10 protein-coding genes are annotated in these 12382 nt (G+C 57.6%); 4 read left to right on the top strand and 6 right to left on the bottom strand.

The annotated features are described in order from the left end of the window. Nucleotides 1–49 precede the first annotated feature (49 nt). Entirely contained in the window at nt 50–922 is an 873-nt protein-coding gene (locus C3406_RS04465; RefSeq protein ID WP_103823738.1) for a DUF6708 domain-containing protein, read from the top strand. A gap of 83 nt (nt 923–1005) precedes the next feature. Here C3406_RS04465 and C3406_RS04460 read toward each other — a convergent pair whose 3' ends face one another. The 6 genes from C3406_RS04460 to lolC all read right to left on the bottom strand — a co-directional run bounded on the left by C3406_RS04460 (nt 1006) and on the right by lolC (nt 6314). Beyond that, nucleotides 1006–1311 (bottom strand): hypothetical protein, encoded by a 306-nt coding sequence (locus C3406_RS04460; protein ID WP_103823920.1) that lies wholly within the window; start codon nt 1309–1311, stop codon nt 1006–1008. Between the two features lie 65 nt (nt 1312–1376). After that, nucleotides 1377–2198 carry a Sir2 family NAD+-dependent deacetylase gene (gene cobB, locus C3406_RS04455; RefSeq protein ID WP_103823737.1) on the bottom strand — a complete coding sequence of 274 codons (822 nt, stop codon included), beginning with the start codon at nt 2196–2198 and terminating at the stop codon, nt 1377–1379. A 15-nt stretch (nt 2199–2213) separates the two neighbouring features. Then, nucleotides 2214–3125: an N-acetylglucosamine kinase gene (gene nagK / locus C3406_RS04450; protein ID WP_103823736.1), complete on the bottom strand. Its 912-nt coding sequence runs from the start codon at nt 3123–3125 to the stop codon at nt 2214–2216. Between the two features lie 51 nt (nt 3126–3176). Continuing rightward, entirely contained in the window at nt 3177–4421 is a 1245-nt protein-coding gene (gene lolE / locus C3406_RS04445) for a lipoprotein-releasing ABC transporter permease subunit LolE (RefSeq protein WP_103823735.1), read from the bottom strand. After that, nucleotides 4421–5122 carry a lipoprotein-releasing ABC transporter ATP-binding protein LolD gene (gene lolD, locus C3406_RS04440; RefSeq protein WP_103823734.1) on the bottom strand — a complete coding sequence of 234 codons (702 nt, stop codon included), beginning with the start codon at nt 5120–5122 and terminating at the stop codon, nt 4421–4423. Before lolD ends, lolE begins: the two co-directional genes overlap by 1 nt. Beyond that, nucleotides 5115–6314 carry a lipoprotein-releasing ABC transporter permease subunit LolC gene (gene lolC / locus C3406_RS04435; protein ID WP_103823733.1) on the bottom strand — a complete coding sequence of 400 codons (1200 nt, stop codon included), beginning with the start codon at nt 6312–6314 and terminating at the stop codon, nt 5115–5117. The genes lolD and lolC overlap by 8 nt, the downstream gene beginning before the upstream one ends. A gap of 271 nt (nt 6315–6585) precedes the next feature. Here lolC and C3406_RS04430 point away from each other — a divergent pair, with 271 nt between their 5' ends. From C3406_RS04430 to ldtC, 3 genes are all read left to right on the top strand, one after another. Continuing rightward, nucleotides 6586–7659 carry an acyltransferase family protein gene (locus tag C3406_RS04430; RefSeq protein ID WP_103823732.1) on the top strand — a complete coding sequence of 358 codons (1074 nt, stop codon included), beginning with the start codon at nt 6586–6588 and terminating at the stop codon, nt 7657–7659. Nucleotides 7660–7778: 119 nt separating this feature from the next. Continuing rightward, nucleotides 7779–11225, top strand: coding sequence for a transcription-repair coupling factor (gene mfd / locus C3406_RS04425; protein ID WP_103823731.1), 3447 nt, complete (start codon nt 7779–7781; stop codon nt 11223–11225). Nucleotides 11226–11376: 151 nt separating this feature from the next. Continuing rightward, nucleotides 11377–12333 (top strand): L,D-transpeptidase LdtC, encoded by a 957-nt coding sequence (gene ldtC, locus C3406_RS04420; RefSeq protein ID WP_146052354.1) that lies wholly within the window; start codon nt 11377–11379, stop codon nt 12331–12333. The last annotated feature ends 49 nt before the right edge of the window (nt 12334–12382 follow it).

Raw genomic sequence — 12382 nt, 5'->3', positions numbered from 1 at the left:
GAGTTTCCTGATTTAAAGGATTACAGGCAACATCATAAAAGGACTTATTATGTCAAAAAAAACGCAGAGAAAAGCGCCACCGCTATTCGGTGTAGTCGCCGTCAATGATATTTATTGCGATATCATAAGAAACGTCCCAAGAAGCGAATGGCTTGGCGTAACGATGCCGCTTCTGACATTAATCCCATTTCTGTTATCTATTTTATTTATTGGCCCAATTATTGGGTATTCTCCCGTATTTATTCTGGTTGAGATTATACTCATCCTGATGTTCTATAGCAGCATCCACGCATTGCGTGTCGTCATGACCCACCCTAAAACGTTACTTGTCAGGCTGAATCGCAAACGCCAACGCGTGTATGTTCAAACGTATCGCCCCACGCGTAATATCTTTGCGAAATGGCCTGTCGAAACGCTGATTTATGACTGGAAGGACATTGAAGCCCATTTTAGTAACGGTTCCGGAACTGCGGGTTCCCGGACATGGTATAAGTGGCAAGCCCCCTCGACCGACGGAAGAAAAAACTGGGTGATCATCAGCGATGATAACGCGCCTTTATTTTATCAAGTCTCTCGCTTCTCTACCGATATTGCAGATACTCTTTTGAGTTATGCGGAATCCTGGGCGTGGTGCAGAAACTATATGAATGGCCTGACGACACCTGTTAATTTAATATCGATAGAAAATAACTACTCCTTTAAATATTGCGTGACGAGATTGAGTAGCCGGACGTTGTCGCGTGTCAATGAACAGGATAAATGGACAACCATTTTCCCCGTCAGGAATCCTTTTTTCTGGCTCATCTCTTTTATTATGGTGCCAACCATTTTACTGGACGCTCTGGCAATGAGGCGAATTATGCGCAGGCTGCCGGAGACGCCGTGGTCTGATGAGGCGCTGGTCGAATCAACAACAGATTAATTATTTATTTTAACTGCGTAAGGTCCTGCGTTGTTGTCAGGGCTTTGCGGATAATCTGGCGTTGATTAGTGCCGCGCAACTATTTACTCCGATATTTTTTGCAACGCGTCATCAATTTTGCCAATCACATACATCAGCGGCTTCCACAGCACCACCAGCGTAATAATCGTGCCAAACAGTTGCACATCGCCATGCGCACGTTGCCCGGTAAACAGCAGGTATACCAGGTTAAATATACACGAGCCGGCGGAGACAATGCCGAGGAACAAAAAGAGAATGAACAGAATATTTCTGCTGTCAGAAAGGCGAGGCAGGCAATACTGGCTCCACAGCCCAATCCCTACCGCCACAATAAAAATAATGGCCGATATAATTAGCGGGTTATCCATAACCTGTTCCCGTCGTTCCTTGAAAATTTGCGCGAAAAGCGTCTGCTCTTCGCGCATTGAAGCGCTTACAATCCCTTAAGAAGCTTATCTACAAACTGCGGCACCACTTCGCTGGCAAGCCCGTAGGTTTTCTCTTCAAACTCGCTGCCCACCTGGCTCGGCTCAAGGTTCAGCTCCACCGTGTGCGCGCCGTGCAGCTTCGCTTCGTGAACAAATCCCGCCGCCGGATAGACATGCCCGGAAGTGCCAATGGCGATAAACAGATCCGCCATCGCCAGGGCGCTGTAGATCTCGTCCATTCCCAGCGGCATTTCGCCGAACCACACCACGTGCGGGCGCAGCGGCGAAGGAAACTGACAGCAGTGGCATTTGTCATCGGAGGTCACATCGCCGGTCCAGCTAAAGACCTGGCCGCTGCTGGAACAACGCACCTTCAGCAATTCACCGTGCATATGAAGCACGTTGCGGTTGCCCGCGCGCTCATGCAGGTTATCGATGTTCTGCGTTACCAGCAGGAAGCGATCCCCCAAAGCCTCTTCCAGCCTCGCCAGCGCCAGATGCGCCGCGTTAGGGGCGATCTCCGGCGACTGCAGCTGACGGCGGCGGGCATTGTAGAATTCCTGCACCAGCTGCGGATTACGGGCAAAACCTTCCGGCGTCGCCACATCTTCAACCCGATGCTCTTCCCACAGCCCGTCGGTCGCGCGAAACGTTCGAATGCCCGACTCTGCGGAGATCCCCGCCCCGGTCAGGACCAGTACTCTTGGTTTTTCCATCAATTCCGGCATTGCCACATCCTGGAAGAAAATTCGCTGGCGTAAGCGCTCACGCAAGCGGCGTTTGTTTTTGCGAAAACGGCTGAGTCGAAGTGACCGTCGCGACAGCATAAAAACCTCGTATGGCTAACGGGTGAGATGGAGGAATGCGGCGCCGCGCATTCCTCCGGCATCGCCATGTCGCGCGCGCTCAATGCGCGGGACGCGGGCAACCGGCAACAAATGACGCGGCAAGCGACCGGACAACCGTTCGGCGATGGCCGTAAAGTTCGATAATCCTCCACCGATCACCAGCAGGTCAGGATCGACAATGGTCAGGATATTCCCCAGACAGACCGCCAGCAGATCGAGATAGCGCTCAACGTGCTCTACAGCCTGTTCATCCCCCTGCTCCCAGAGGGCAATGATTTCCGGAGCCTGACGTTTTTGATGATAGAAGTGTTCATAAAGCCATGCAAATCCACGGCCGGAGAGGTAGTTCTCAATGCAGCCGTGCTGGCCGCAACCGCAGCGGATGAGCGGGAAATCACGCCCCACGACTTCCAGCGCATCCACCGGCAGGCGAATATGACCAAACTCGCCGGTGATATAGCTGCGTCCGGTCACCGGTTTGCCGTTCACCACAATCCCGCCGCCGACGCCGGTGCCGAGGATCAGCCCCATCACCAGTGGGTATTGCTGGAACTCATCATCCCAGGCTTCGGAGAGGGCAAAGCAGTTGGCGTCGTTGTCGAGGCGCACGTCGCGCTCAAGGAGGCGGGTCAGATCGGCGCGCAGCGGCTTACCGCTGGCAGCGGGGACGTTGGCGGCGTACAGCGTACCGTCGTCGGTTTCCGGCATCCCCGGAATGCCAATGCCCACCGTGCCCTTCACGCCGAAGCGTTCATCGGCCTGGGCCACCAGCGCGGCAATGGCGGTTAAAAATTCATCATAGCTTTCGTGGGGAGTGGGAACGCGGGTTTCCCACTGCAATTTCAGGTTGGTATCAAATACGCCCAGCGCAATTTTGGTGCCGCCAATATCAAATCCATAATACATAGTGCATTCCTCTTTTGACCCGGCGGCAACGCTCACCGGATCATGACGTAATTACTGGCCACTTAATACCCTCGCCGGATCAATTCGGCTTGCGCGACGCGCCGGATACCAGCTTGCCAGCAGACTCAGTAAAAGTGCTGTAACCAGCACATAAAAAACGTCCAGCCAGTGCAATTCAGACGGCAGGAAGTCAATAAAATAGATATCGCCCGACAGGAACTGATGCCCAATCAGGGCCTCAAGACCGTTGATGATCGGCGTCAGCTGCAATGAAACCACCACGCCGATGACCACACCGCACAGGCTGCCCAGCAGCCCCGCCAGCAAACCATACCAGACGAAGATGGCACGAATAAGACCATCTTTTGCCCCGAGGGTACGCAGCACCGCGATGTCGCCGCTCTTGTCTTTTACCGCCATCACCAGGGTAGAGACGATGTTAAAGCAGGCCACGCCGATCACCAGCACCATCGCCAGATACATGATGGCGCGGATCATCTGGATATCACGATACATATACCCGTAAGTACCGATCCAGCTCTTGATGTAAACATAGCTGTCGGTCACTTCCCCGGCGTCGCGCACCAGTTTGTTGGCGTTGAAGACGTCGTTAACCTTGATGGCGATCCCGGTGACGCTGCTGCCCATATCGAGATACTGGCGCGCATCTTCCAGCGGGACCATGGCAAAGCTGTGATCGAGCTGGCCGCTTAGCTGCAAAATACCGATAACGTGCAGACGTACACGCTTTGGCTGCTGTAGCTTGTGATCGGCGCTGGCGTTCGGGATCATGATCGAGACCCAGTCGCCCTGCTTCACTTTCAGCGCGTCGGCCACCCCCTTACCGAGGATGATCTGCTGTTCGCCAGCCTTAAAGTTGGCCCAGGCCTCTTTCTGGATAAACTGCGGCAGCGCGCTGAGCTTCTCTTCCTGGCGCGGGTTCACCCCTTTCACCTGGATAGCGCGCAGGTTTGCGCCGCTCTCCACCAGCCCGGTGAAATTAATATACGGCGCAGCGGCAGCAATGCCCGGCACCTTTTCCACTTTATTCAGAGCGTCGTTCCAGTTATTCCACGGCTGGTTAACCGGCTCAATTTCGCCGTGCGGCACCACCGCCAGAATGCGGTTGTTTAGCTCGCGCTCGAAGCCGTTCATGGCGCTGAGGCCAACGATCAGTACCGCCACACCCAGCGCGATACCGACGGTGGAGATGACCGAGATGAGCGACACCATGCCGCTGCGGCGGCGTCCCCGACTAAAACGCAGGCCGATGAGTAACGATAACGGTGAAGCCATCAATCTGCCCCCATCAGGGTCAGTTCGGTATTCAGGCGACCGTCACGCATCTCCAGCTGGCGGGACATGCGTTTTGCCAGCTGCAGATCGTGGGTCACCACCAGGAAGGCGGTGCCTTGGGAGGCATTCAGTTCGCCGAGAAGCTGGAAGATGCTGTCGGCGTTGCGGGCATCCAGGTTACCGGTCGGTTCATCCGCCAGCACCAGGCGCGGATTATTTACCAGCGCACGGGCAATCGCCACACGCTGGCGCTCGCCGCCCGAGAGCTCGGAAGGCCGATGATTGCCGCGGTGGCCCAGCCCGACCGCTTTCAGCATATCGCTGGCGCGGGCGTTGATTTCAGCCGGTTTCTTTTTGCCGATCAGCAGCGGCATCGCCACGTTTTCCAGCGCCGTAAAGTCCGGCAGCAGGTGGTGGAACTGGTAGATAAAGCCCAGCTCGCGGTTGCGCAGATCGGCCTTCGCGCCAGATGACATGGTACTCAGCGGCGTGCCGGAAAAGACCACATCGCCGGAGGTCGGCGTATCCAGCCCGCCGAGCAGGTGAAGTAAGGTACTTTTTCCGGAGCCGGAGGTGCCGACAATCGCCATCATCTCCCCTTCCCCAACGCTGAAACTGACATTGTGCAGGACATCCGTCTGCACCGTGCCTTCCTGATAGCGTTTGCACAGGTTGTCGCATTGCAACAGGATCTTATTCATAACGTAAAGCCTCAGCGGGTTGGGTGGCGGCAGCGCGCCATGAAGGATAAAGCGTAGAGAGTAAGGCAACGGCCATCGCAGCCAGCGCAATGCCCACTACCTGCAGCGGCTCAATGGCCACCGGCAGTGCCGCGCCGTCAAGCAGCGCGCCGATAATCGGCATTAAATTATTGAGCTGGCTGGCCAGCAGCGTACCGAGCAGCGCGCCGAGCAGCGCGCCGACAATCCCGGCGCTGGCGCCCTGCACCATAAAGACCGCCATGATCTGCCGCGGCGTCAGCCCCTGGGTTTGCAGGATCGCTACTTCGCCCTGCTTCTCCATCACCATCAGGCCCAGCGAGGTAATGATGTTAAAGGCGGCAACCGCCACAATCAGGCTCAGGAGCAGGCCCATCATGTTTTTTTCCATCCGCACGGCCTGAAACAGCTCGCCCTTACGTTCGCGCCAGTCCTGCCATTTGGTGCCTTCCGGCAGGGTTTGCTGGCTTAACACATCGACCTTCAGCGGCTCGTTGAGCCACAGACGCCAGCCGGTGATGTTGCCGAGCGGGTAACGCATCAGGCGCGACGCGTCCTGGATATTGACCAGCATCTGATAGCCGTCCACTTCGCTGTTAGCGGCGAAGGTGCCGATCACATTAAACAGGCGCTGGCTCGGCAGACGCCCCATCGGGGTAAACTGGCTGGCAGACGGAACCATCACCCGCAGCTGATCGCCGCGATTAACGCCCAGCTGGCCAGCAAGCTGTTCGCCGAGAATGACGTTGTACTGGCCGGGAGCCAGATCGCTCTGTTTGACGTTGACCAGATATGGCGTCAGGGGATCCTTTTGCGCCGGATCGATGCCGAGCATCACCCCGACCGCCACGCTGCGCGCGCTCTGGAGCACCACGTCACCGGAGGTGATCGGCGCCACGCGGCTTACGCCCTGCAGCTTGACGGCGCTTTGTGGCAGCTGCTGCGGATTCACCGACCCGCTGCTGGATGAGAGGATCGCCTGCGGCATCAGCCCCAGAATGTTATTTTGCAGCTCGCGCTCAAAGCCGTTCATGACGGACAACACCGTCACCAGCGCCATCACGCCAAGCGTAATGCCAATGGTGGAAAGCCAGGAGACAAAGCGACCGAATCGGTCCGCGGCGCGCCCACGCATATAACGTAAGCCTATGAAAAGTGCGACAGGTTGATACATGAAATCCGTCTGTTTGCTGGTAGCAGACCCACGAGTATATAAGCGAATCCGCTAAGGGTAAATGACTGAAACCGTAAGCTTTGCTTATCATTTGTCTGAAAAAGTACGTTAAATCAGCGCAATATCCCCCTTTCGTAAGACGCCCTATCCCGCGCAGGTGTTTGCAGCTTTTCTGAAAAGCATCCGGATACAGACTCTTACCCATTACATCCCGCCCGCCGCGTAACACACTTACCCGCTCGATTAAGGTAATAACAGGACCCGGAACGCGATGAAACAAAAAGCTCTATGGATTAACCAGATAAAAGGACTCTGCATCTGCCTGGTGGTGATTTACCACTCGGTGATCACCTTTTATCCCCATCTTGAGGCGCTGGATGCTCCCCTTTCGGTGCTGCTCGCCAAATGTTGGGTAACGTTCAATCTCTATCTCGCCCCCTTCCGCATGCCGGTGTTCTTCTTTATTTCGGGGTATCTGGTCCGGCGCTACATTGACGAGGTCGACTGGAAAACCTGCCTGGACAAACGGCTCTGGAGCATTATCTGGGTGCTGGCGCTGTGGGGAGTATTACAGTGGCAGGCGTTGACCCATCTTAATGCGTGGCTGGCGCCGGAGCGGGATCTCAATACCGCGTCGAACGCCGCCTATGCCGACTCGCTGACCGGCTTTATCACCGGCATGCTCACTGCCAGCACCAGCCTGTGGTATCTCTACGCCCTGGTGGTCTATTTTACGCTCTGCAAGCTGCTGAGCCGCTGGAAGCTGCCGCTTATCGGGCTGCTGGCGCTCGCCAGCATCGCCATCAACTTTGTGCCGCTGCCGTGGTGGGGGATGAACAGCGTGGTGCGCAATATGATCTATTACAGCCTCGGGGCCTGGTACGGCGTGCAGTTGATGGCGTGGATGCAGAGCCGGGTGTGGCGCCGTGACGCCCTGGCGGTTGCGGCGTTCGGGGTGGTCTCCGTCGTGCTGTGGTTTGTCGGGGTTCCCCTGCCGCTGTCGCTGCTGTCGATCCTGCTGATTATGGCCCTGTTCTACCGCCTGGAGCAGCGTTTCGCCGTGGGCCCTGACAATGTGCTGAACGTGGTTGGCTCCAACACCATTGCGATTTACACCACCCACCGCATTCTTATTGAAGGGGTCAGCCTGTTGATGATTCACCAGCTGAATGGCGGCACCTGGACGGTATGGGCGGAGCTGACGCTGGTTCTGATCTACCCGTTTGCCAGCCTGCTGATCTGCACCCTGGTGGGGCTGGGGGCGCGTAACCTCTCCCGCGCGCTGGCCGGAGATATTTTCTTTACCCCACCCGCCCGGCTGACGCTGGTTCAGGCGACACGCTAGCGCCCCTGTGAGAGGCAGCTTTGCGCTGTGTGCGGTTACGGTTTGCTAATGTAAAACGATCAAGGATAATAAAGACATTGTGTATCAGTGATATGCCCATACGAGATCCTGACAAAGCCATGCCTGAACAAAATCGTTTTTCCCTGCCCGTCAAAGCGGGCGACCAACGCCAGTTAGGTGAACTGACCGGGGCAGCCTGCGCCACGCTGGTGGCGGAAATTGCAGAGCGTCATCAGGGCCCGGTGGTACTGGTCGCGCCGGACATGCAAAACGCCCTGCGTCTGCATGATGAGATCCGCCAGTTCACCGATCAGCTGGTCACCAGCCTCGCCGACTGGGAGACGCTGCCTTACGACAGCTTCTCGCCACACCAGGAGATCATCTCCTCGCGCCTCTCCACGCTGTATCAGCTGCCCTCCATGCAGCGCGGCGTGCTGATTGTGCCGGTCAATACCCTGATGCAGCGCGTCTGCCCGCACAGCTATCTGCACGGCCACGCGCTGGTGATGAAAAAAGGCCAGCGCCTCTCAAGGGATGGCCTGCGCGTGCAGCTCGACAGCGCGGGCTATCGCCATGTCGATCAGGTCATGGAGCACGGGGAGTACGCCACCCGTGGCGCGCTGCTCGACCTCTACCCTATGGGCAGTGAACAACCTTATCGTCTGGACTTTTTCGACGATGAAATCGACAGCCTGCGCCTGTTTGATGCCGATACCCAGCGCACGCTGGAGGAAGTGGAGGCTATCAACCTGCTGCCGGCCCACGAATTCCCGACCGACAAAACCGCTATTGAGCTCTTCCGCAGCCAGTGGCGCGATAAGTTTGACGTCAAGCGCGACGCCGAGCATATCTACCAGCAGGTGAGCAAAGGCACCCTGCCGTCAGGGATCGAATACTGGCAGCCGCTGTTCTTCAGCGAGCCGCTGCCTGCCCTGTTCAGCTATTTCCCGGCCAATACGCTGGTGCTCAACACCGGCGATCTGGAGACCAGCGCCAGCCGTTTCGAGAGTGAAACCCGCGCTCGCTTTGAAAATCGGGGAGTTGATCCGATGCGCCCGCTGCTGCAGCCCGAGCTGCTCTGGCTGCGCACCGATGAGCTGTTCAGCGAGCTGAAACGCTGGCCGCGCATGCAGCTCAAAACCGACAGCCTGCCGGAGAAAGCTGCCAATACCAACCTGGCCTATCAGCCGCTGCCAGACCTCGCGGTGCAGGCGCAGAACAAATCGCCGCTGGATAACCTGCGTAAGTTCCTCGAATCCTTTACCGGCCCGGTGATCTTCTCTGTGGAAAGCGAAGGGCGCCGTGAGGCGCTGGGCGAGCTGCTTGGCCGCATTAAGGTCGCACCGAAGCGGATCCTGCGCCTGGACGACGCCAGCGGCAACGGACGCTACCTGATGATCGGCGCCGCCGAACATGGGTTTATTGATACGCTCAATAATCTGGCGCTGATCTGCGAAAGCGATCTGCTGGGTGAGCGCGTGGCGCGCCGCCGTCAGGACAACCGTCGCACCATCAATCCGGACACGCTGATCCGCAACCTGGCGGAGCTGCATCCCGGCCAGCCGATTGTCCATCTTGAGCATGGCGTAGGCCGTTACGCCGGGATGACCACCCTGGAAGCGGGCGGCATCAAGGGTGAATACCTGATGCTCCTGTACGCCAACGACGCCAAACTCTATGTGCCGGTGTCGTCCCTGCACCTGATCAGTCGCTACGCGGGCGGTGCGGAAGAGAATGCCCCGCTGCACAAGCTCGGCGGCGATGCCTGGGCGCGGGCGCGGCAGAAAGCGGCGGAAAAAGTGCGCGATGTGGCGGCGGAGCTGCTGGATATCTACGCCCAGCGCGCGGCGAAGGCGGGCTACGCCTTCAAGCATGATAAAGAGCAGTATCAGCTCTTCTGCGACAGCTTCCCGTTTGAAACCACCCCGGATCAGGCCCAGGCGATTAACGCCGTGCTGAGCGACATGTGTCAGCCGCTGGCGATGGATCGTCTGGTCTGCGGCGATGTGGGCTTCGGTAAAACCGAAGTGGCGATGCGCGCCACCTTCCTGGCGGTGGAGAACAACAAGCAGGTGGCGGTGCTGGTGCCGACTACCCTGCTGGCACAGCAGCACTACGATAACTTCCGTGACCGCTTTGCCAACTGGCCGGTGCGCATTGAGATGATGTCGCGTTTTCGCAGCGCCAAAGAGCAGGCGCAGATCCTGGAGCAGGCAAGCGAAGGCAAGATCGACATTCTAATCGGCACCCATAAACTGCTGCAGAGCGACGTGAAGTGGAAAGATCTGGGACTGCTGATTGTCGATGAGGAGCACCGCTTCGGCGTGCGCCACAAGGAGCGCATCAAAGCGATGCGCGCCGATGTCGATATTCTGACCCTCACCGCCACGCCGATCCCGCGCACGTTAAATATGGCGATGAGCGGCATGCGCGATCTGTCGATTATCGCCACGCCGCCTGCCCGCCGTCTGGCGGTGAAAACCTTTGTGCGCGAGTACGATAACCTGGTGGTGCGCGAGGCGATCCTGCGTGAAGTGCTGCGCGGCGGCCAGGTTTATTATCTCTATAACGATGTCGAGAATATCCAGAAAGCGGCCGACCGGCTGGCGGAGCTGGTGCCGGAAGCGCGGATCGCCATCGGCCACGGCCAGATGCGCGAGCGCGAGCTGGAACGGGTGATGAACGATTTCCATCACCAGCGCTTTAACGTGCTGGTCTGCACCACGATCATCGAAACCGGTATCGATATTCCTACCGCCAATACCATCATTATTGAGCGAGCGGATCACTTTGGCCTGGCCCAGCTCCACCAGCTGCGTGGCCGTGTCGGACGTTCGCACCATCAGGCCTATGCCTGGCTGATGACCCCACACCCGAAAGCGATGACCCCCGATGCGCAAAAGCGTCTCGAAGCCATCGCCTCGCTGGAAGATCTGGGCGCCGGTTTTGCGCTGGCCACCCACGACCTGGAGATCCGCGGCGCGGGCGAACTGCTTGGGGAAGATCAGAGCGGCTCGATGGAAACCATCGGTTTCTCGCTCTACATGGAGCTGCTGGAAAACGCCGTCGATGCCCTGAAGGCGGGGCGCGAGCCATCGCTGGAAGATCTCACCAGCCAGCAAACGGAAGTGGAACTGCGGATGCCGTCCCTGCTGCCGGATGATTTTATCCCGGACGTTAACACCCGCCTGTCGTTCTACAAACGCATTGCCAGCGCCAAAGACGAAGCGAGTCTGGAAGAGATAAAAGTGGAGCTGATCGACCGCTTTGGCCTGCTGCCGGATGCAGCGCGTAACCTGCTGGATATTGCCCGTTTACGCCAGCAGGCGCAGAAGCTGGGGATCCGCAAGCTGGAGGGGAATGATAAAGGCGGCATGATTGAGTTTGCCGAGAAGAACCATGTCGATCCGATGTGGCTGATCGGCCTGCTGCAAAAACAGCCCCAGCACTTCCGGCTCGATGGGCCGACGCGCCTGAAATTCACCCAGGATCTGGCGGAGCGCAAAACTCGTATGGACTGGGTACGTAACTTTATGCGTCAGCTTGAAGAGAATGCCGTAGCCTGACCCTGTGCCGGGCTGCCATCGGGTCGCCCGGCATGATTTTCCCACGCAATTTACAACTCTTTGCAATCCCCCTGGACTTCCCGACACACTCATTCGCCATAATTATTAATTAACGTTCAGATAATAATAATCTTTATTGCTATGGATTCTGGTGATGATAAAAACGTCGCGTTTTACCCGTTGGATATCGGTGGTTGCGCTCCTCGCGACCGTAGCGCTTGCCCTGCCCGCTCGGGCGAATACCTGGCCCCTACCCCCGGCGGGAAGTCGGCTGGTGGGCGAAAATCGTTTTCATGTGGTGGAAAACGATGGTGGTTCGCTGGAGGCCATTGCCAAAAAATATAACGTCGGTTTCCTGGCGCTGCTGCAGGCTAACCCGGGCGTCGATCCCTATGTCCCCCGCGCAGGCAGTGTCCTGACCATTCCGCTTCAGACCCTCCTCCCCGATGCCCCGCGGGAAGGGATTGTGATCAACCTGGCTGAACTGCGGCTCTACTATTATCCGCCGGGTAAAAACGAGGTCACGGTTTACCCCATCGGTATTGGCCAACTGGGGGGCGATACCCTGACGCCAACTATGGTCACCACGGTGTCGGACAAACGCGCCAATCCGACCTGGACCCCAACCGCCAACATCCGCGCCCGCTATAAAGCCCAGGGTATCGATCTGCCAGCGGTGGTCCCCGCCGGACCGGATAACCCGATGGGTCAACACGCCATTCGCCTGGCGGCCTACGGTGGGGTCTATCTGCTGCACGGTACCAATGCCGATTTTGGCATCGGCATGCGCGTCAGCTCCGGCTGTATTCGCCTGCGGGATAATGACATCGAGACGTTGTTCCGCGTGGTCCAGCCCGGTACCAAAGTGAATATCATGAACACGCCGATTAAGGTCTCGGAAGAGCCTGGCGGCGTGCGCCTGGTGGAGGTTCATCAGCCGCTGTCAAAAGCGCTGAATGACGATCCCCAGACCCTACCGATTGTCCTGAATGCTGCACAGCAGGGCTTTAAAGCCAGCGCTGACGAGGTTGTTATGGAGCGCGCCATGGAAGCGCGTTCGGGTATGCCGGTAGATGTGACTCCTCACTCCGTAACCCAGGCGCTGTAGCCTTAACAGATAAAAAAACGCTCTGCACAAGCAGAGCGTTTTTTTTCGC

Origin of the sequence: Leclercia sp. LSNIH8 (genome assembly GCF_002920195.1) — a bacterium.
Classification (GTDB): Bacteria; Pseudomonadota; Gammaproteobacteria; order Enterobacterales; family Enterobacteriaceae; genus Enterobacter.
This window is presented reverse-complemented; position numbering and strand designations above follow the sequence as displayed.